Source organism: Photobacterium sp. ABD4_091, from assembly GCF_056160145.1.
On sequence record NZ_JBSWWQ010000001.1, the window covers coordinates 2,747,799 to 2,768,578 of the forward strand.

General features: G+C 47.9%; 19 protein-coding genes and 1 pseudogene. 11 read left to right on the forward strand and 9 right to left on the reverse strand.

All coding sequences use genetic code 11. The features are described 5' to 3' along the window. Positions 1-6: 6 nt before the first annotated feature. Together ACXAGQ_RS12665 and ACXAGQ_RS12670 are read right to left on the reverse strand one after the other, a co-directional pair. Complete coding sequence (locus ACXAGQ_RS12665; protein WP_475254183.1) at positions 7-561, reverse strand: class IV adenylate cyclase; 555 nt, start codon at positions 559-561, stop codon at positions 7-9. Between the two features lie 22 nt (positions 562-583). Beyond that, positions 584-1,147, reverse strand: coding sequence for a sugar O-acetyltransferase (locus tag ACXAGQ_RS12670; protein WP_475254185.1), 564 nt, complete (start codon positions 1,145-1,147; stop codon positions 584-586). A gap of 130 nt (positions 1,148-1,277) precedes the next feature. Here ACXAGQ_RS12670 and ACXAGQ_RS12675 point away from each other — a divergent pair, with 130 nt between their 5' ends. Next, positions 1,278-2,216: a LysR substrate-binding domain-containing protein gene (locus tag ACXAGQ_RS12675; RefSeq protein WP_475254186.1), complete on the forward strand. Its 939-nt coding sequence runs from the start codon at positions 1,278-1,280 to the stop codon at positions 2,214-2,216. A 16-nt stretch (positions 2,217-2,232) separates the two neighbouring features. Here ACXAGQ_RS12675 and ACXAGQ_RS12680 read toward each other — a convergent pair whose 3' ends face one another. The 5 genes and pseudogenes from ACXAGQ_RS12680 to ACXAGQ_RS12700 all read right to left on the reverse strand — a co-directional run bounded on the left by ACXAGQ_RS12680 (position 2,233) and on the right by ACXAGQ_RS12700 (position 6,302). Further along, positions 2,233-3,105: an AraC family transcriptional regulator gene (locus ACXAGQ_RS12680; RefSeq protein ID WP_475254187.1), complete on the reverse strand. Its 873-nt coding sequence runs from the start codon at positions 3,103-3,105 to the stop codon at positions 2,233-2,235. A 9-nt stretch (positions 3,106-3,114) separates the two neighbouring features. Continuing rightward, on the reverse strand, positions 3,115-3,339 hold the full coding sequence (locus ACXAGQ_RS12685; RefSeq protein WP_475254188.1) for a hypothetical protein: 225 nt from the start codon (positions 3,337-3,339) through the stop codon (positions 3,115-3,117). Beyond that, positions 3,336-4,508, reverse strand: a complete 1,173-nt coding sequence (locus ACXAGQ_RS12690) for an FMN-binding protein (RefSeq protein ID WP_475254754.1) — start codon at positions 4,506-4,508, stop codon at positions 3,336-3,338. The genes ACXAGQ_RS12685 and ACXAGQ_RS12690 overlap by 4 nt, the downstream gene beginning before the upstream one ends. Then, a pseudogene (locus tag ACXAGQ_RS12695) lies at positions 4,491-4,787 on the reverse strand (isoamylase early set domain-containing protein); the annotation flags it as partial. The gene ACXAGQ_RS12690 and the pseudogene ACXAGQ_RS12695, both read right to left, overlap by 18 nt. A 348-nt stretch (positions 4,788-5,135) precedes the next feature. Beyond that, positions 5,136-6,302 (reverse strand): Card1-like endonuclease domain-containing protein, encoded by a 1,167-nt coding sequence (locus ACXAGQ_RS12700; protein ID WP_475254189.1) that lies wholly within the window; start codon positions 6,300-6,302, stop codon positions 5,136-5,138. Between the two features lie 462 nt (positions 6,303-6,764). Here ACXAGQ_RS12700 and treR point away from each other — a divergent pair, with 462 nt between their 5' ends. The 3 genes from treR to treC all read left to right on the forward strand — a co-directional run bounded on the left by treR (position 6,765) and on the right by treC (position 11,187). Further along, positions 6,765-7,709, forward strand: a complete 945-nt coding sequence (gene treR, locus ACXAGQ_RS12705) for a trehalose operon repressor TreR (RefSeq protein ID WP_475254190.1) — start codon at positions 6,765-6,767, stop codon at positions 7,707-7,709. Positions 7,710-7,969: 260 nt separating this feature from the next. Next, positions 7,970-9,394, forward strand: coding sequence for a PTS trehalose transporter subunit IIBC (gene treB / locus ACXAGQ_RS12710; RefSeq protein ID WP_475254191.1), 1,425 nt, complete (start codon positions 7,970-7,972; stop codon positions 9,392-9,394). A 113-nt stretch (positions 9,395-9,507) separates the two neighbouring features. Further along, positions 9,508-11,187: an alpha,alpha-phosphotrehalase gene (treC, locus tag ACXAGQ_RS12715; protein ID WP_475254192.1), complete on the forward strand. Its 1,680-nt coding sequence runs from the start codon at positions 9,508-9,510 to the stop codon at positions 11,185-11,187. Positions 11,188-11,308: 121 nt separating this feature from the next. On the opposite strand, the gene ACXAGQ_RS12720 is transcribed toward treC, so the two are convergent. Both ACXAGQ_RS12720 and ACXAGQ_RS12725 read right to left on the reverse strand, forming a co-directional pair. Continuing rightward, complete coding sequence (locus ACXAGQ_RS12720) at positions 11,309-12,745, reverse strand: IS1182 family transposase (RefSeq protein WP_475251115.1); 1,437 nt, start codon at positions 12,743-12,745, stop codon at positions 11,309-11,311. Positions 12,746-12,872: 127 nt separating this feature from the next. Beyond that, the gene (locus tag ACXAGQ_RS12725; protein WP_475254194.1) at positions 12,873-13,511 is read right to left on the reverse strand and encodes a LysE family translocator; all 639 of its coding nucleotides are present in this window, start codon (positions 13,509-13,511) and stop codon (positions 12,873-12,875) included. A 631-nt stretch (positions 13,512-14,142) separates the two neighbouring features. Between ACXAGQ_RS12725 and ACXAGQ_RS12730 the strand changes: the two genes are divergently transcribed. From ACXAGQ_RS12730 to ACXAGQ_RS12760, 7 genes are all read left to right on the forward strand, one after another. Continuing rightward, complete coding sequence (locus ACXAGQ_RS12730) at positions 14,143-16,575, forward strand: DMSO/selenate family reductase complex A subunit (RefSeq protein ID WP_475254755.1); 2,433 nt, start codon at positions 14,143-14,145, stop codon at positions 16,573-16,575. A gap of 12 nt (positions 16,576-16,587) precedes the next feature. Further along, positions 16,588-17,205, forward strand: coding sequence for a DMSO/selenate family reductase complex B subunit (locus tag ACXAGQ_RS12735; RefSeq protein ID WP_107300087.1), 618 nt, complete (start codon positions 16,588-16,590; stop codon positions 17,203-17,205). A gap of 3 nt (positions 17,206-17,208) precedes the next feature. Further along, the gene (locus ACXAGQ_RS12740) at positions 17,209-17,985 is read left to right on the forward strand and encodes a dimethyl sulfoxide reductase anchor subunit family protein (RefSeq protein WP_475254195.1); all 777 of its coding nucleotides are present in this window, start codon (positions 17,209-17,211) and stop codon (positions 17,983-17,985) included. Positions 17,986-18,078: 93 nt separating this feature from the next. Further along, positions 18,079-18,696, forward strand: a complete 618-nt coding sequence (locus ACXAGQ_RS12745; RefSeq protein ID WP_475254197.1) for a molecular chaperone TorD family protein — start codon at positions 18,079-18,081, stop codon at positions 18,694-18,696. Between the two features lie 82 nt (positions 18,697-18,778). After that, positions 18,779-19,630, forward strand: a complete 852-nt coding sequence (locus ACXAGQ_RS12750; protein WP_475254198.1) for a MaoC family dehydratase — start codon at positions 18,779-18,781, stop codon at positions 19,628-19,630. Positions 19,631-19,838: 208 nt separating this feature from the next. Beyond that, positions 19,839-20,189, forward strand: coding sequence for a RidA family protein (locus tag ACXAGQ_RS12755; protein ID WP_475241804.1), 351 nt, complete (start codon positions 19,839-19,841; stop codon positions 20,187-20,189). 93 nt (positions 20,190-20,282) lie between these two features. Beyond that, a complete protein-coding gene (locus ACXAGQ_RS12760; RefSeq protein WP_222550404.1) occupies positions 20,283-20,678 on the forward strand; it encodes a DUF2391 family protein in 396 nt (131 codons plus the stop codon). The last annotated feature ends 102 nt before the right edge of the window (positions 20,679-20,780 follow it).

The window sequence follows — 20,780 nt, forward strand, 5'->3', positions numbered from 1 at the left end:
ATTTGGCTAGAGTGTTGATTGCATCTGATAAAGCGTCCGGTATGAGCGGTGCTCAAGATCCTCGTCCGTTAGCCCAAACTGACTAGCCAGTTGTTCAAGCTCGATTTTATACCTTGCAAGGAGCGTTTCATCATCAGTCATGATAGCGAATTCTGCAAAGTGGCCGATTCCTTCGAGGAAATCCAAGGTAATGTGGTATTGGCCGACAAAGTAAATGCTGCGCACTTTTTTCATAACCAAATACGGCTCATAGCCCATGGTCGCCAGCATGCTTTTACCGGCTTTTGTATCGGTAATATTGGTGGCTTCGCAACGGTCAGCCTCAGGTCCTTTGACTATCCATAACTTGATGCCAGACGGCTCCATTTCTCGGATAGACACACTCTTATTTTGGGCAGCCAGTGAATGTTCTGGAGTGTCGAAGTACCAATCGGTCTCTGTATTATCGAGCAACATGACTTCATGGGAGAGCGAACTGAGTACCTGTAAAAACTCAGTTTTTGCTTCCACACGGTACTTCAACTCGACTTCATATTTTCCTTTGAAGTGTTCACTACTCATGTCTGCTTACCAGGTGCGTGATTTAGTTTTGTTCATTTTCATGAATACGGCGGATTAGTTTGGCAGGTGTTCCGCCAAAGAGGGTATCTGGCGGTACGTCTGAGTTGACCACTGAGTTGGCGGCAATCACTGAACGGGCACCGATAGTCACACCTTGGTTAATCACGACGTTACCACCAATCCACACATCATCTTCAACAGTAATAGGCTTGCAGATAGTCGCCCACTTGCGGCGCTCTCGATAATCAAGCGAGTGGCTTGCGCAGTAGAATTGGGTATTCGGGCCGATCAGCACATTGTTACCTATGGTGATCTTTGCGCCGTCCAGCATGGTGACATTCATATTGAGGAATGTCTGTTCGCCTATGAAGATGGTTTTACCGAATTCGCAGTGGAAAGGAGAACGAATGATACTTGAGGCCGGCATGTTACCCATCAGTTGACTCAGTAGTTCGCTGCGCTGGGTATCATCAATGGTTTGGTTAAGGGTCATCAATAGATGCGCTGCATTATTACGAATCTCATTAATCCCTTGGTCGCCGCCGTCAAAGTCATCACCAGCAAGCATTTTTTCGAATTCGGTCATTGTCTTTCCAATCTGTTTTAAAGTGGGCCGGTTGAATAGCCCTTAGTAGATTCTAGCAAGCACTATAGCGGCACCATGATATGATTAGAAGTGACATCTTTTCATTAGGCAGTTGAATCAAAGGAATATCATGATCGATTTATCCCGCTTGCTAAAAAATGATATGAATCTGTTGATTTGCCTGTATGTGTTACTGCAGGAGCGCAGTGTCAGCCGTGCTGCCGATAAGCTCTATTTGTCGCAGTCTGCGGTGAGCAAACAGCTAACAAAGTTGCGCCAAGTGTTTGATGATCCATTATTTGAACGGGAATCTAAAGGTTTGCTGCCGACACCGAAAGCCTTGTCTCTGGAAACCAAGCTGCAACAGATTTTGCTACAGGTTGATCAGCTCAGCGATCCCGAGCGGTTCGAGCCGGAAAGCAGCACCCGTTCATTCAATATCGACTTGATTGAAACGGCTTACTCGACCATTTATCCGCGCTTTTTACCTGAAGCGCTAGCCAAAGCACCGAATATCAGTATCAACAGCCGTGATTGGAATGAAAATAGTATCCAGCGTCTGCAAAGAAGGGAAGTGGACTTTGGCATCGGTATTTTCGAGTGGGATGGCCGGGCGAAAACCCATGTTCAGACGATTCCAGACTCGCTGAGTTATGTAGAATTATTGCGGGATGCATCCTCTTGTGTGATGCGCAAAGGCCATCCCGCTCTGCAGGAAGAGTGGAGCCTAGAAACGTTTTTAAAATACCGCCATATTCAGGTGGTCACTGGCGGAGTGAATACTTGGTTGCTTCATGAAGTGCTAGAGTCAAAGCGCCTCAAGCTCGATAATGCGGTAAACATGTCGGACATTGCTAGCGCAGTGAGGATGTGTGAAAAGAGTGACTTACTCACCACATACCCTTATGAGTGTGTGCGGGAATTTGCCGACAGCGGCGATATCGTGGTTAAGCGCTTACCGCTTGACCTCGAGCCTGGTGGCCAGTTCTTGCTGTGGAACAAACAGTTCGACAGCGATCCAAGCCATAAATGGCTCAGGGAGCTGATTATTAATCAGTTCAGCGAGTAGCAATTTTATTTCAGGGCTATTTTTGGTGTAGCCCTATTTTGCACAGTTGCCTGAAGTCCTTTGGGTTGACATTAGTCTGGCGCTTAAAGAACTTCGTCATGTTAGTCGCTTCATTGAAGCCAAGCCGGTCTGCAATATCGGAAATCGAATACTTGCTGAAGGCCAGTAGGCGTTTGGCTTCAACCAGTACTCTTTCATCAACCAGCTCTTTAACGCTAAGACCGGCATGATCTTTGGCTAGCTTATCCAATTGCTTGATGCTTTTGCCCAAAGCCAGCGCGATGTCGCCAGAGGTTGGCCTGCCCTGAAAATGTTCATCGATATATTTCTTCAGTCTGTAGTAGTCGTTGTTGCCGATGCGTTGGGATGATTGATTCTGGTGCTGGTAGCTGGGGACAACCGCTTTGAGAATGATTGAGCGGATCAAGTTACGAATAATTTCGTCTTTGAACTCGGACGTCGATTCGAATTCATTGACTATCGCGCTGAAAAGCGGCCCGATATCTTCGTCGGCATGGTGTACGCAGTTGATGTGGACCATTGCGGAAAGCAGTAGATCAAAGTAAGGGTCGTTACTTCCGTTTGATAGGAGGCTGCAATCAAACGACAGCACATAACCATCGACAGAGCGTTCCTTGGCAAAAGCGTGGATCTGATTCTTGCCCAATACCAACATAGAGCCGGTCCGCAGCCGGTGTTGCTGATGCTCGACGTAGTGCAAGCCTTGCCCTTCTGTGATGTAGATTAATGCACTAAAGTTCAGGCGGTGCGGCCGGGAAACGGTTTCTAGCCCCCTCACTGAATAGAGTTCTGAAATCTTGTTGATGAACGGGTTGATCAGATTCACATCTCGTTTCAGCCGTTCCAGGGGGATACTCTTGGTCGTCATTTTTTTCTTCTAGTACTTTTCTTGCGTCAGATCTTTTGCCATCTGCTGGAAATCAACTTTCGGTGTGGTGCTTTGTTCAACAACATTGGTTTGCGAGTCGGCTTGGCGAGACACTGAGTGCAGCACCGCATGTTGGTGCTCCTGAACGTTTAATGCCATTAGGCTCGAGCCGATTTGCAGCATGATAACCACAGAGGCCAAGCAGTAAAAAAGAAGCGAAATACGCTGTCTCATCGGGCTTCTCCTGTTTGCTTTTGAGCTGAAGATAGAGTTTCTGCTTTATCCTTGCCTACAGGTATATTCCTTACCGGGATACTCTTGCCCGATGTCTCTGGACTGTGCTTCTGTTTGGCACGCTTTGGCTTAGCCAGCTGTTTGAACCAGTGTTTATTGAATATGACAAAGTCGGTCAAGGTATTGATCGGACACAAGCTTTGGCACCACGGACGACGAACGATTAGCGATGTTAGGAGGATCATCACAGTGAGGATAAACAGGTACATGCCGCCAATCATGCCAAAGGCGATACCGAACGGCTCGTAGACGAAAGCAGCAGGGTTTCGGTAGTAGGCACCAAAACAAAGCGTGGCGAGTAGCAAAAAACGAGGGAACCAGATAAAAAACGATTGGCGCACAGGTGATGCCTTTGCCTTACCCACCTTGGCTAGGCACTGCTGCACGGCGCCAAATGGGCACAGGCTTTGGCAGTACACGTTACGGTTATAGTAAAGGATATAGCCGATACTGAGCACCAGAAGAATAAACGGGGTGTAACTGGCGACACCGCTGACCCATGTCCCTAAAACCAAGCTCCCCATGGTGGAAGCCGAGTAGAGTGAAGCAGAGTAGAAACCAAATATCAGGGTAGAGCCAGCCAGCAAGGCCGCATTTATTTTGGCCTTATGCTCAGAGCGGGTACGGTTAACCCAGACAGCGGCAATGAAGAACACCAACGCTGCGGCATCGAGCCATTTTATATATTGCCAGGCAGGTTTTGCTTCGCTGAACTGGTAGCCAAAAAGCGCCATGCGAACAGGATCGGATGCTTGGTTTATTGCCTGGATGTAGGCTTCCGAAGTCAGGGTTGCACCGGTTACTGCATCGGCCGTTAGCGCTGTTTTGATATTCTGCTCGAGCAATGATTCGGGAAGCTTCTGTTCGGCTACTTTGGCAAAATAAGAAGTTGTCTCTTTCGAACTCAGTAAGGCGATAGTCTCTATATTACCTTCAGGGCTAAAAACAGCGCCAACGGTAAGTTCGCCACCGTAACCGACACCATTGCCGAAGCTGACCCACTTGCTGGCGGTTTGTGTTGTTTCTGGACCTGAACTGCTCTCAATAGCTGTTACGATCTGATAGAGCAGGGGAGTAACTTCGATAAGCTGTTCGTCACTGGTGAGGATGCTGTCGAAGAACTGGGTTTGTGAGTGGATGTAGTCATCGGCACTTGGGTCGTTTTGCCACTCAGAGCCATTGATCAGATAGCGGAATTGATATTGCTCATCTTTGGGCAGGCGTAGTTTCAGGCTGAAGACCTTCTTCTTGTTGAGCTTCATCGGGGTAGCCTGCCACTGGGTAAAATCACCCGATACCGCCACGGATTCTGTGGTTTGTTCGCCTTTCGGCCACTCGAAGGTTACTTCCACTTCATCTTTGGTCTTAAAAAAGCGCTTTTTAATCATCATCACTCCTTGAATTAAAGCTAATGAATAACATCAAGCAAATTAAATGCCATTAATCAATGAGTTATAAATGGTGGTTTGGCGGCTTTTTGCGCCCACTTCGCAGCATTTTCTTGATAGTTGGTACGAGAGCATGATTTTCTGCACCAAGAAGGAGCATGTCTGTCTTATAATAGTGCGCGTTATGCCGGCATGATGGAGCCTGTAAACAAAGACTTACTTAGGTGGGTAAAGGTTTGGAGTCGTGGCTCGCTCATCATGAAAAGCCCCTTTTGCGGCTATAAAGCCAAAAGAAAAGGGGAAACATATGTTCCCCCTTAAATTCGTTGAGATAAGTGCCTACTTCAATTAGGCGATATTGTGGCTCTGGCCACCGGCATCTTTGAACCAGTTATGCAGGTGGGTCTGCAGATCGCCTAGTTGATCCGGGCCGATAATCGCAAGGCCAAGGTCTTGGGCGCGGACTACATCGTGATGACGCAGTGGGCGGAAGCTCACCAGCATGGCACGGGCCTGAAGGCCGCCGAGTAAATCCCGCAGCGATTCCAGCTTGTACAGGGTATCGTCACCGTCGTCACGCATGCCCTTGGTTTTACATTCGATAATATGGAGCTTGTTGTTCACGACGGTAGCAACATCAAGCTCGTTTCGTACTTCACGATCGCCAATCTGGCGGTATACCTGCACACCCAAAGAGTGATCTTGAATGGTTGGTAGATCACTTTGAATCGCACGTACGGTGCTGTGGACTAGGTTCTCTAGCCATTCGCCATTAGCAAACCGGCGGGCTTCCTCATGTTTGAAGGTCAAAATGCCATTGTGATAGGTCGCAAGGCCTGTTTCTTCAAGGTCGTTGAGCAACATGCCCAGCTCTTTGTAGCCTTGCTGCTTCTCACTCAGTGCCACATCAAGCTTTTGCTCTTTGCGGCAAGTGGTCGCCAAGTAGTTAAGAGTGGCAAGGCCAGGGCCCAGTTCAAGGGCAGAACTGGCCCAGCGTTGTCCCAAATCCCAAAGCTGCTCGTTGAGCTCTTCGGGTACTAGGCTTTCTGGAAGTTCACAACGGGCACCGAAAATAGTGAGGTAATCGGTCAGTTGAATGCGATCTTCGACTTGCTGTTGTTCACGATCAGCCGGGTATAGCCAGCACATTTCATCGCTGAACGGTTCAATCACATAGATAGGCCAGTGGTAGGTGCGGAATACTTCATAAGCGGATAGTAGGCGGTGGCGGAGGCCACAACTGGCATTGAACCAGACGTCGGTTTGGGCGGCTTTGAGTTTTTCTGCCAGCTCGATAATGCGAGCGCGAATGCGGGTGATGTTGATGGAGTCTGGGATGATGAAAAATTCTGCCTCGATATTACGAGGTAACAGGATAGACGCCAGACGGTCATATTGCTCTTGCTGTGATTCTGTGCCGATAAAAATCATCTTATCAGCAGGCACACCGTGGTCGAGAAGGGGAGTGATCAGCCTTACGGGATCCTGATCAATAATGCCAACATGTGTAATCATAATTTTCCTTAGGCGTTTTTCTGTGACTGTGCTGGCTCATCGATAGTGGGGTACAAAAAGTTGGTCCAGCTACTTAGTCAGTCAGTGGCGCTTTTTATTTATCATTCTTAATATATGCGGACAGTGTTCAATAAAATCAAGTCATACTGTTGCTTATGCATATAAAATATGTGGGTATAGCTCTTTTTGGCGAACCTTTTCCAATTACAGGGCTATTTCGTCTAGCCAAGCTCTTCTTAATCACAGAGCTCTTTTCCTAATAACCTAGATGATTAAATTCAAAGAAATGTCTGAGCTGTGTAAGGGTTTGTCAGGAAAAATGAAGTTTTGTTCCACCAGTAGGAGATTTTCTGGAAGAAAATTATGCCTCTTACAGCAGCCTGCTGTTTTGCGTGAGGAAAATGATTGAAATTATCCCGTTCTCAGTGACAATAGGTAGTGAAACTAATAACCAGAATGATTATGACCCAGAAACTTACCATCTTAGACATTGCCAAACTGGCCGGTGTTGGCAAATCAACGGTTTCCCGTGTACTAACCAATGATCCAAAAGTTAAGCCTGCGACCAGAGAAAAAGTCGAGCAGGTGATCCGCGAGTCCGGTTATGTACCCTCCAAGTCTGCTCAGGCAATGCGGGGAGGCAGTGCTAAGGTTGTCGGGATCATTCTGTCACGACTGGATTCACCGTCGGAGAATAAAGCGGTCAGCGGTATTCTCGATGTCATCTACAAAGCGGGCTACGACGCAGTGATCATGGAAAGCCAATTCAGCGCCGAAAAGACCAACGAGCATTTAGCTGTGTTGCAAAAGCGCAATGTCGATGGCGTGATTGTGTTTGGTTTCTCGGGTTGCGATCTCACTAGCATCGAAAAGCTAGGCCACAAAGCGGTAGTAATCGCGACAGATACTGATGCCATTTCTTCGGTCGATTACGACCACCAAGGGTTGATTGCCCTTGCCATGGACAAGTTGGTTGCTAATGGCAAAAAGGCTATCAGCTATATCGGTGTCGATGAGTCAGACCGTACCACAGGTTTGCTCCGCCTCAATGCTTACCTCGACAGCTGCCGCAAGCTAGGCATTACGCCGAGTTACCAGACTGGGCAATTGAGCTACGACAGTGCCTACCACATTACCGATCAGGTACTCGGCGAGGGCACAGAAGCAATTGTCTGCGCCAGTGATACCTTGGCAATGGGCGTTGCCAAACGCCTGCAGGAGCTTGGCCGTACTGATATTCAGGTCTCAGGGGTAGGGGCAACGGATCTGCTGTCTTTCTTGTTCCCTAATACGTTCAGTATCGACCCGGGGTATTTTGAAGCCGGTAGAGTCTCTGCGCAGTTGTTGATCAAACAGCTTTCTGGCCAGCAAGAAGTGACCCATCTCATTCAGCAAGCTTCATACTAAAAGGCTGCATTAACGCTCCAATCAAAACCTCATTCAATATCAAGCAAGATCTGGATCACTGAATTGATATCAAGCTATACCTAAGCTATCTCAAGATGTAGGTTGTGAACTGATTCACGAAATGGGAATGTTCCCATTTTCATCGGTCGGTAGATCTGACACTATTTGTTACATCAAGTGGGAACATTCCCATTTACTTAGAAGTGAACAAAGACAGACAACCCAACACATTCCTATTTTTATAACGATGGACAATCGGCATGAGTAAGATTAACCAACAGCAGATAGAGCGTTTGGTCGAGTTAATCGGCGGAAAGGACAACATTGCAAGCGTCAGCCACTGCCTGACCCGTTTACGTTTTGTACTGGCAGACACAGACAAGGCGCAAATTAAGGAAATTGAAAAACTGGGCATGGTAAAAGGCTGTTTTACCAATGCAGGCCAGTTTCAGGTAGTGATCGGTACCGAAGTTGATCAGGTGTATAAAGCACTGAATGAATATACCGGTCAGTCAGGTGCCAGCAAGGACGAAGCTAAAGTTGCAGCCCGTCATAACATGAGCTTGCTGGAGCGAGGGATTTCCCATCTTGCTGAAATCTTTGTCCCATTGCTTCCTGCGATTATTACCGGTGGTTTGATCCTCGGTTTCCGTAATGTCATCGGCGACATCAAGATGTTCGATGGCCAAACCCTGACTGAAATCAGCCAGTTCTGGGCAACTGTCCACTCTTTCCTATGGTTGATTGGCGAAGCAATCTTCTTCTTCCTACCGGTCGGTGTGTGTTGGTCTACTGTTAAGAAATTGGGCGGTACCCCAATCCTAGGTATTGTTCTTGGTGTGACATTAGTATCACCGCAGTTGATGAATGCCTATTTGATAGGCCAGCAATTGCCGGAAGTGTGGGACTTTGGCCTATTCACCATTGAAAAGGTCGGTTACCAGGCTCAGGTTATCCCTGCCATGTTAGCCGGTATTGCCTTGGCATTGATTGAAACCAACTTGAAAAAAATCATTCCAGCATACCTATACTTGGTGATTGTGCCGTTTGTCTCAATCATTACAGCGGTCATTCTGGCCCACGCATTCATCGGTCCATTTGGCCGTATGCTTGGCGATGGTGTGGGTTACGCGGCACAGGCAGCGATGACGGGTGACTTTGCTATCTTCGGGGCGATGATCTTCGGTTTCCTCTATGCTCCACTGGTAATTACAGGTATTCACCACACCACTAACGCCGTTGACCTACAGCTAATGCAGTCGATGGGTGGTACCCCAATTTGGCCTTTGATTGCCCTATCTAACATTGCTCAGGCTTCAGCGGTTGTTGGCATCATCATTATCAGCAAGAAAGCGAATGAGCGTGAAATTTCGGTACCGGCTGCTATCTCGGCTTACCTGGGTGTCACAGAGCCTGCGATGTACGGTATCAACCTGAAATACAAGTTCCCGATGCTGAGCGCAATGATTGGTTCGGCGATCGCAGCGGCAATTTGTGGTAGCGCAGGTGTCATGGCGAACGGTATCGGTGTTGGCGGCTTGCCGGGCATCCTTTCCATTCAGCCGCAGTACTGGCTGGTGTATTTCATCGCAATGCTTGTTGCCGTAGTGGTTCCGATGGCACTGACCTTGTTCATGTACAAGCGCGCCGAAGCGAAAGGTGAACTGAGTGAAGCAACGGCCTAGGTAATTACTAGGCAATTGTTAGGCAATGGCGAAAGCCCTGTGTGATTTGTAGCTGGCCGATTGATTTTTAAGGCCAGCTACCTTTTTCTGATTTTTTAAGTGTGCAGGTTATTATGTTGAAAGAGCAACTTGAATGGTGGCGTACCGCTACGATTTACCAGATTTATCCAAAAAGCTTCTGTGACAGTGGTAGCAAGGGAACCGGTGATATTCAAGGGATCATTGCCAAGCTAGACTACCTAAAGACTTTGGGTGTTGATGCGATTTGGCTAACGCCGGTGTATAGCTCGCCAATGATTGATAACGGCTACGATATTTCCGACTACTACAATATCAACCCAGAATTCGGCACCATGACCGATTTTGATCAATTGCTGGCTCAAGCGCACCAGCGCGGTATCAAAATAGTCATGGATATTGTCGTTAACCATACTTCAACCGAGCATGCTTGGTTCCAGTCAGCGCTGGGTGACAAGAACAGCCCATACCGTGATTACTACATCTGGAAAAATCCGGTAGATGGCGCTGAGCCAACCAATTGGCAGTCGAAATTCGGTGGCAATGCCTGGGCACTGGACGAAGCCACTGGGCAATATTACTTGCACCTGTTTGCCAAAGAGCAGGCTGATCTGAACTGGGAAAACCCGAAGGTTCGTGAAGAGGTCAAAGAAGTGATCAGCTTCTGGGCCGAGAAAGGCGTCGATGGCTTCCGTCTGGATGTGATCAACTTGATTTCCAAGCAGCAAGATTTCCCGAATGACGACATTGGCGATGGTCGTCGTTTTTATACTGATGGCCCACGTGTGCATGAATACCTGCAGGAAATCAGTGAAGCCGTGTTCCAGAAGTATGGCTCTGTGACAGTCGGCGAGATGTCTTCGACCACACTTGACCATTGCCAGCAATACTCATCACTCGATGGCAAAGAGCTATCGATGGTGTTCAACTTCCACCACTTGAAAGTGGATTACCCTAATGGCGAGAAGTGGACCAAAGCACCGTTTGATTTCCATCAGCTCAAATCCATCTTCAACCACTGGCAGTTAGGCTTAAATGGCAAAGGGTGGGGCGCACTGTTCTGGTGTAACCATGACCAGCCACGTGTAGTCAGCCGTTTGGGTGATGATGTGAATTACCGTGTGGAATCTGCCAAGATGCTGGGTGCATCGGTCCATATGATGCAGGGCACCCCGTATATCTTCCAAGGTGAAGAGATCGGCATGACTAACCCGGGCTACACCTCGATTGAGCAATACCGCGATGTTGAAAGCACCAACATGTACGACATCATGGTGAACCAGCAGGGTGTGGGCCATGATGAGATGATCGCGATCCTGGCGCAGAAATCCCGTGATAATTCCCGTACCCCGATGCAGTGGGATGACAGTGAATATGCGGGTTTCTCTAAGGCTGCGCCTTGGCTAGAAGTAGCAGAGAACTACCCGCAAATCAATGCCAAAGCTGCGGTTGAAGATGAGAACTCCGTATTCCATTTCTACCGTCAGTTGATTCAGTTGCGTAAAGAAGTGGCCGTGATCACTGAAGGTGATTACACCGATTTGATGCCAGAGCACGATCGTATCTTCTGTTACAAGCGCGAATCAGACAGCCAGATCTTGTTGTGTGTGAACAACTACTACGGCGAAGACGTCGAGTGTGATCTGCCGGAAGGATTGGATGTCGCAAGTGGTGAGTGCTTGCTGTCAAACTATGCCGAATCAATGAAGGTAGCACAGGAAAACCGTTTCACGCTGAAACCGTATGAAACTCGGATTATCTTGGTTGCCAAGTAATTAGAGCTTAAAAGTAGTTTGAAAAAAGGGCATCTCGAGAGATGCCCTTCAGATTGCTGACGAACCCCACTTTTTAAGTGGGGTTCTTTTTAGAGAGCGGCCGCGATCGCGATTTTTTTACCTACCAGCTCGGTTGGAGGCTCCTTTGCTCTTCTCGCCTGATATTGACTCGTATTAACCTAATTAGAGCGTTTATAAGGCCTATTTTCTGTAAGCAGCCCAGCACCAAGGCCATCTTCTTGATATTTTGAGCAGCAGCGGCCAACCAACATTGCATCTGCACCTTGTTCAACCCCCGGAACCGTGCATATCGGTGACCATGATGCTGTTTCGCATCTGCGAAGCTTCTTTCTACCGTTTCTCCCCTTCGCCGATAGGTCCTTTTACCATAAGGTGTCAGCCGTATTTTGTTTGCTCGTTCCACAGCCTCCGCGTAGATATGCCGGGTTATCACCTTCTTCATTGTTTTGCTTTGGGTGCAGTCATTTCTCATCGAGCAGAGCTCACACTCCTTGGGGGCCGAGTGGTATTCTCTGTAGCCTTCTCTTGACGTGGTTTTATAGATAAGTTCCTGGCCATTTGGGCACAGGTAAGTGTCTGTTTCTTTGTTATAGATAAAGTGCTTCTTCTTGATAGCATTCTGGGTGCGAGGCGGCCTACGGTAACCAAAGAGGCCAAGGATTTCTCTTCGTTCAAGGCTCTCAGCAACAGGAGCCGTGAAGTATCCAGCATCAAGGCCTACGGCTATAGGATTCAGGTTGAACTGGTTGAGCGTGTAGTCTAGCCGATTGATATAAGGCTGGGAGTCATTGACGTTACCTGCGGTCGCATAGGTATCGACGATAATCCCATGCATGCCATCGACGGTGCGGTGGTCAAGGTAAAAGAACCCTTGCGGCTTGTTATCCCGCGTCATAAAGCCGCTTTCAGAATCAGTCGTGCTCACTTTGGTATTTTTGAGCTTAGGCTCTGATTTTCGCTCAGCTAAAGGTTTTTTCCCTTCGGCTTCCCGCTCCTTGGCCACATCTTCGTTGAGCATCTCAAGGTAGGCACTGGTGCGGACAGCTTGCTGTTCATTGGTAAATTTCTTCTTGTTAGCATTGGCTTTGAGGTGGGTGCTGTCGGTGAATAATTCATTCCCGGCGACGAGCCCTTTATCCATGGCCTGGAGTACGATATTGGTAAAGATGCGTTCAAAAATATCCGTCCCGTTGAAGCGGCGGATGCGGTTTTGGCTGAGCGTCGAGGCATGGATAACTTTCTCTGTCAGTGACATGCGAAGGAACCACCGATAGGCCACATTGACCTCGATTTCTTTGACTAGCTGACGCTCGCTCTTGATGCCAAAGATGTAGCCCAGCAGGATGATTTTAAACAAGCGGACGGGGTCAACAGGAGGCCGGCCATTGTCTTGGCAATATAGGTGAGCGACTTCGTCTCTAATAAATTCGAAATCTATAACTTGGTCGATTTTACGTACGAGATGATGCTTCGGAACCAGCTGTTCCATTGTGACCATTTCGAGTTCGTACTGTTGGGGTGAGGGTTCTTTTAACATGTCGAGATATCCATATTTCGATATCTCTATTAGATCAAAGGCCTAGCTTAAAAGCCAGACCTTTGTCATCAGTCTGAAGGGCATCTCGAGAGATGCCCTTTTTCTTGTGTATATGTTTGCAGGCAACTTAAACAGCAGGTACCTGCGAGGCCAGCAACCAAATGGCCAATACAAAAAAGATCAAACCCATGAATTTGTGCTGGTTGGTGCGGAACTTTTCGTTCTTTAGAAGTGGTTGGCCTAGGCTGCCAATCATGGTAACCAAAAACAGGTTGAATAGCAGGCCAAGGACGTTAAGAAGCAGGCCAAGTACCAGCATTTGCTCGCCAGATGTTGCCGTAACTTGTGTTGATACAAATTGCGGTAGGAACAAGACAAAGAAAATCAGTGCTTTCGGGTTAAGCAAATTGCTGATCACCGCGCGGCGGTAAAGCGTTTTAGCGACACTGTTGCTTTGCTCGACTTCTGGCGTATCAGAAGGCTGGGTGCGCATACAATCCCAGCCCATTTTCAATAGGTAAGCACCACCTAACAAACGAAGTACCTGCAAGGCAATAGGATTCATCGCAATAAGAGCTGATACACCCATGGCTGCCAAAAGGGTAAGGATCAATCCAGAGGTTGCATTACCCAAGCTGGCAAAAACTCCCACTTTTTTTCCATAGCTTAGGCTAGAGCTGGCAATAAGCAGCATATCTGGGCCAGGGATAAGGAGTAGGGCGATGACAGCAGTTAAATATACGGGTAATACAGTTAGATCAATCATGGTAATTCGGCGTTTGATTTACAAGGTGCTGGATTCTAGTTCTTTTTGTGGTCGATTTAAACGTGTTGACTGTATTTTTTAGTTTGTTTATTTGCTTTGTTGGTATTTTGTTGAATGTTTGTTCTGCTGAAGAGGTCGGTAGTAGCACTCATAGCGCCGATGGCTGCAAGATCTATTAACCCAATGGCTGTTGTCGTCTCTCTGCACAAGGTTAAGAGGGGGATTGAGAGGAATACCTATCGTTTATCGGAATGTTGCTCAGTGTAACTAAGTGTGTGATTGCGGCGTTTTTTACTGAAGATGGGGCAAAATCATTGCTAATGGTTTTATATGAAAAATCAGTTTTCTAATGGAAATTAGGCTGGAAAATCGTGTTTTCAATATGAAAAAAGCGATAAACAAACAGGTTTCTACTTAAGGTTAATATAAAGGTAATATTTAATAATAATTATCATTTGTGTTTTCATCTTAAGTTTCTGTTTATAAATGATAAGTTTTAATTTTCATACTCCGTTAATACTGTGTTACATTCTTTAATAGTGAGCCATAATCAGGTTGATAGAGATCATATTTAGCTACCACTAATTGGTTAATAGTGCCTACAAATTACAAAGAGGCATTATTAATGACTATCACCAACAAAATTCAGTCTTACCTAGTCAGTAGGCGGAAGTTTATGAAGCAGTCTGCAGCGGTAACTGGCGCAGCGGCTGCAGCAAGCTCAATGACCCTCCCGTTTAAAGCGTCTGCGACTGAGGCGGCACCTGCCGGCGAAGAGACCATCAAGTACAGTGCTTGCTTGGTAAATTGCGGCAGCCGCTGTCCTTTTAAAGTTCATGTACGTGATGGCGTAGCGGTAAAAATTTCTCCTGAAGATGGCGTTGATGAGGCGATTTTCGGCCAGCACCAAATCCGTCCTTGCTTGCGCGGTCGTTCTGCACGTTTTCGTGCCTACAACCCTGACCGTTTGAAGTACCCAATGAAGCGTGTCGGCAAACGTGGCGAAGGTAAATTCAAGCGTATTAGCTGGGATGAAGCCACGACAATCCTTGCCAAAGAGCTTTCTCGTGTTATCGAGACGTATGGCAATGAAGCGGTGTATTACAACTACGGTTCAGGCCTAACCGGCGGTAACCTACAAGGGCCAAATACCTGTCGTCGCTTGTTGAACGTGGCGGGTGGTTTCCTTGGTTCACACAACACTTATTCTGAAGCGCAGATGAATGCTATCCAGCCTTATGTCTTTGGTCAGGCGGGCAACATCTACGGTACAGAGCAGCAGACACTGTTTTCGGAAATCAAAAACTCTGATCTTGTTGTGATGTTTGGCCAGAACCTGGCTGAAACACGTATGTCTGGTGGTGGCCAGATTGCTGAGATCTACCATGCCCTTGAGCAGAGCAATGCCAAGGTGATCTTGATTGATCCGCGCCGCACCGACAGTGTGACAGCGTTTGCCAGCGAGTGGTTGCCAATCCGACCAGGTACTGATGCTGCGTTAGTTGCTGCGCTAGGCCATACCCTGATCAAAGAAGATCTGGTTGATGAGGAGATGCTCAATCGCTTCGCTGTGGGCTGGGATGAGTCTACCCTGCCTGAAAGTGCACCGGAGAACAGCTCTTACAAGTCATATATTCTTGGCTTGGGTGCCGATCAGGTTGAGAAAACCCCTGAATGGGCGAGTGAACTAACAGGTATCCCTGCGGTACGTATTAAGCAGCTTGCACGCGAAATTGCCGGGGCAAAAGCGGCATGGATCTCCCAAGGCTGGGGTGTTCAGCGTACCCAAACCGGTGAGCAGGCTTCTCGCGCAATCATGATGCTACCTATTATGACTGGCCATTTCGGTCGCCATGGTACCAATGTTGGTACTTGGGGCGGTAGTGTTCCTTACGTACTATCTGGCTTGGCATTGCCAAACCCGGTTAAAGCGTCGATCCCATGTTTCCTATGGACAGATGCCATTGTGCGCGGCTCGGAAATGACGGCGAAAGCTGATCATGTTCGTGGTGTTGAAAAACTGTCTACCGACATCAAATTCCTGTGGAACTACGCCAGTAACGTAGCCGGCAACCAGCACTCTGATCTTAACCGTACCCATGAAATTCTGGCGGATGAGTCAAAACTTGAGTTCAACCTGGTGTGGGATAACCACATGACACCGACCGCACGCTATGCCGATCTTCTGCTACCGGATGTGTCGACCATGGAAACGGATGATCTGATCAATAATTCATACCAGTCAGGTGCTTACCACTACATGGTGCGTGTACAGCAGGCGATTGAGCCGATGTGGGAAAACCGCCGTGTATACGATGTACTGGCAGAAGTCGCCGAGAAAATGGGCCTCAAGGAAGCTTACACCGAAGGCCGTACCTACGAGCAGTGGCTTGAGCATGCCTACGGCCAGGTTCGCAAGAATAACCCTGCGCTGCCAACGTTTGCCGAGACCGACGGCATGGGCGTGGTCGATCGCCGCCTGGCAGATTCAAGCGAGCATATCGCCCTGAAAGATTTCCGCGACAACCCAGAAGCGAACCCGCTGAAAACGCCATCGGGCAAGATTGAAATTTACTCTGAAGCGCTAGCTGAACTTGCCCAAGAGCGCCCGATGCTGGAAGGCGATGATATTTCTCCGATCCCGGTTTACCACCCTGCGGTAGAAGGTATTGAAGATCACGAGACACTGAAGAAATACCCTCTGCAGCTAACAGGATTCCATACCAAAGGCCATACCCACTCAACCTATGCGTCGGTTGCGCACTTGAAAGAAGTCGCGCCAGATACCGTGTGGATGAACGAAATCGATGCGATGCAGCGTGGTATCAAGCACGGTGATCAGGTTGAGGTATTCAACGATCGTGGCCGTTTGCGTATGCCGGTAAAAGTCACTGCCCGCATTATTCCTGGCACAGTTGCTATCCCTGAAGGGGCATGGGCACAGAAGAACAAGGCCGGTGTCGATGTGGGTGGTTGTATCAATACACTGACCACAATGAGAGCGACGGCGTTGGCGAAAGGTAACCCGCAGCATACAAACCTTGTTGAAATTGAGCGAGTCTAAGGAGAATAACAAATGAAGCAATACGGTTTTTTCGTAGACTCAGCGAAGTGTACTGGCTGTAAAACCTGTTCGGTAAGTTGTAAGGACGAGAAGGATCAGGATATCGGTCCTAAATTCCGCCGTGTCTATGAGTACGGTGGCGGTATTTGGAAGAAAGACGGCAATACCTGGACACAAGATGTATTCAACTACTACTTGTCTATTTCTTGTAACCACTGTGATGAGCCAACTTGCGTGGCAGGTTGCCCAACCGGTGCGATGCACAAACGTAAGGAAGACGGCCTGGTCGTGGTTAATCAAGATGCCTGTGTAGGCTGCCGCTACTGTGAAATGCGCTGTCCTTATGGCGCGCCGCAGTTCGATGCCGAGAAAAAAGTCATGTCTAAGTGTGACGGCTGTTTTGAGCGTGTTGCCGAAGGCAAAAAGCCAGTTTGTGTCGATTCGTGCCCACAGCGTGCGTTGGATTTTGATGAAATTCAGGTACTGCGTGAGCGTTACGGCCAGCAGAATGCCATTGCACCGCTGCCAAACCCATCAATGACCAAACCTAACTTGGTTGTTAAAGCTCATGCTGATTCGCGCCCGACAGGGGATTCGACAGGCGCTGTACTGAACCCAGAGGAGATCTAAGCCATGCATGAATTACCATTAGTCTTTTTCACGGTATTCGGCCAGGCTGCAGTGGGGATCTTCCTATTGTCACTGTTGGCTTTCACCACCAAGCAAATCAGTGATGTGCAGCTGAAAACAGCCAATATTGTTGCGGCAGTTTTGCTGTTGGTTGGTTCGGCAATCGGTGGCTTGCATATGGGGCAACCGCTACGTGCGTTCAACCTGCTGTTCGGCTTAGGCCGTTCGCCAATGAGCAACGAGATCATCTTGAGTGGTGTGTTTATGGCGTGCGCGGTGGCAACCGTCGTGCTGAGTTTCATGCCGGAGAAAGCGTCTCTGTATAAGCTGGCGAACAAAGCGACAGTATTAACGGGTTTGCTATTCGCTTGGTCTATCCCGCAGGTATACCAGTTGGCAACAGTGGCAAGTTGGGATACTGCCCATACTTCACTGCAGATGTGGCTGACGGTGCTGGTTGCTGGTGGTGCGTTCGCCTTGATGCTGGGCGCTCACAAGCTGGGTTTTGCGACCTTGGCTGTCGGTGCTTTGGTTTCCCTGGCGGCGAAGCCTGATTACATTGGCTTTGTTACTCAGGCTGCACCTGAATTGGCTGTAAACCAGTATGGCCTATGGGGTGCACAAGCTGTCGCACTGCTGGTTGCTGTACTGATTGGCTGTGGTATCTTCAGCCAGAAAGGCGCAGCAAAGCCATTGTTGATTGCCGGTGCAGGTGTCATGCTTGTTGGTGAGCTGATTGGCCGCGTTGCCTTCTATAATCTTTGGGCAATCCCGATGTAAGCTGATGCTTTTACTGCCCACTTCTTTAATGGGTAAGTGGGCAGTGACAAATAGAGATTAGTGTTACTGATGACAACCGCAAGGTAAAAATTGATGATCACCCTTGTACCTAGGATCCTAGGCTTTCTGTTTTATTACTCGCCTTCCCATCCTTCAGCTGAAGCAATTCTTCCGGCACTTACCGATCTTCCTGAGCATTTCGAACCCCAGTATCAAGATAAGGTTCAAACCCTTGTCCAAGCGATGATTGCAGAGGTTCAAGATGAAGCTAGGCATGAAGAAAAGCATGAAGCGTTAGCCCAAGAGTTTAGCGCGTTATTTGAAGGGCTTGGCGAAATGCCAGCGCCACCGTGGGGTTCTGTTTATCTCGATAGAGAAAGTATTGTGATGGGAGAGTCTACCGTTGAATATCGCCGCTTTCTGGCGAGCAGTGGCATAGCGCTCGATACCCAAATGCGAGAGCCAGATGATCAATTTGGTTTGATGCTATTGGCTTTTGCCCAGTTGTTGGAATCCGAAAAGTTTGATGCCAGCGCTGAACTGCTGGAGCAACATCTGTTGCCTTGGGCATTCCGCTACCTTGAAGTTATGCAGCAGGTAGAAGGGATTTCGCCGTTCTATCCGAGTCTTGCTAAGGTTGCGCATTTATATCTCACTTCTTTAGTTGAAGAGCTGGAGCTATCGCCAGCTGAGAAGCCATTATTCAAGTAAGATGACTTGGATAAAATAATATGATGTAAAAACCGGGCTAAGCTCGGTTTTTTACTTTACGCCACAACGAAAGGAACAGCGTGTGACAACGATTCGTATCAAGCAAAACCAGCTACCGTCTTCAGTGTCGTTATTGGCCAAGGCTATGCTGAAAAAGGGATGCGAGCCTTTGCCATCGATAACCGTGGCTATCGATGGTTTTACTTTTAATAAAGATAGTGTCAATCGCTACAACCTTTGCTGTGGTTTGCCGCAAGATAAGCTTTTTCTTCCTTATCTATTTGTGGCTACTCAACCTGCACAGTTACTGCTCCTTACCCATCCATCCGTTTCTCTTAAACTTCTGGGAATGATCCATACCCATGTCAGCTTCCATCAGCAAACACCATTGCAAATCGGCAAGGGTTACGATTTCACGCTGGGTGTTATTGAATGCATTCAAACAGACAAAGGCTTGGAGTTTGAGCTTGAGGGGCGTTTTGCCCTAGATGGCACTTATCAGGCGAGTTATCGCAGCCGCTGCCTGTTGCGAGGCAATCCGCCAGCCTCTAATAACCGGAAAAAACCAACCGATTCATCAGATGATGTTGATGAACAATCGCCAGCTTGGACGAAACTGGAAACGTTAGCGCTGACACCTAAGATGGCAAGAAGGTATGCAGCTGTCTCCGGGGATTACAATCCTATTCATCTTCATTGGCTAACCGCAAAGCCATTTGGCTTTAAGGCACCGATCATCCACGGCATGTACTCAGTTGCTCGGATGTTTGCTGCGATTGAATCCCCAATTAGTCACGCTGAGTTTATCTTCCGTCGCCCGGCGTTTTTGCCTTCAACGGCAGAATTGGAGATTTGCGAAGGGAAGGAGGGGGAAGGTGAGCTAAGGCTAATCAATAGTGAAGGCAAGCCTTTGGTAGAGGCGCAGTACCGTTAAGTTTCTCGAATTTTGAATCAGTGTATTAGCCGCGCAGCTTGGCAAATATAACCTGGGACTTATAACTCGTTACTTATAACTTGGCATTTATAAATAGTTACGTTTCTGAGTGAGTTAGCAGATTCTGCCAAGACGATTTTTCGCTATTATATCGTCCTAACAATCAATAAACCCAAGTGCCAAACTTTGGGTATCAAAGGAAAGTAGCATGGATATTCAGCGTATTAACCCGACCAAGCGTTGGTCAGATGTAACGGTTTTCAATGGCATTGCCCATTTTGTCGAAGTGGCAGAGCAAGATACCAGCGCCGATATGACCGGTCAGGTTAACCAGATTTTTGCCCAGGCCGAAGAGATGCTGGCCAGTGTTGGCAGTGATAAATCCCGACTGTTGTCTGTGACTATCTACGTCACCGATTTTGCCAATTTCGATGCGTTGAATACCGCTTGGGAAGCGTGGCTGCCAGAAGGCTGCGCACCAAGTAGGGCTTGTGTCAAAGTCGAGCTAGCTGATCCGAACCTCTTGGTTGAGATGGCGTTTGTGGCGGCTGCTGGTTAATTCTTATTACTTAGCGCTTGGCGCAGAAACAAATTTATCTTTTTGTTATGCAATGAGCCATGATGGTGTTGTACGGTATTTTTGCTGGATAACATCATGTTAAATTTTAATATGGAGGACGCAAGCCAAGTGTGTGTCGGCGCATTTGCCCTTGCTGTCCCTATTTCCTTTTCAGAAGAAGCATGGCGGCTAGGTGAAACCTTACCCACGCCAAATTTGGTCATGCTGTTTTGCCTAGCGGTGTTCTTCTTAGGTGTCTTTACCTACGAAAGTGTCTTCCAGGGTAACGTAAAGCACCGGCTGGCAGGTTTTGTCTTTCGTATTGTTATCGCCTACCTCATTACCGCTATAGTGGTTTCTCTCATCTTGCTCGCATTGGATAAGCTTCCCTTGCTGTCAGACCCAGTGACATCGTTCAAACGTATTATTGTTATCGCCATGCCAGCCTCGATGGGGGCTATCGTTGTCGACAGCTTCGATAAAGAATAGTTTTGATAAGGAATAACAAAAACGCCATCACAAACACTGTCGTAGATGATAGCAGTTAGTGATGGCGCTTATCTATACCCCGCAATTTAGGGTTAATTTATT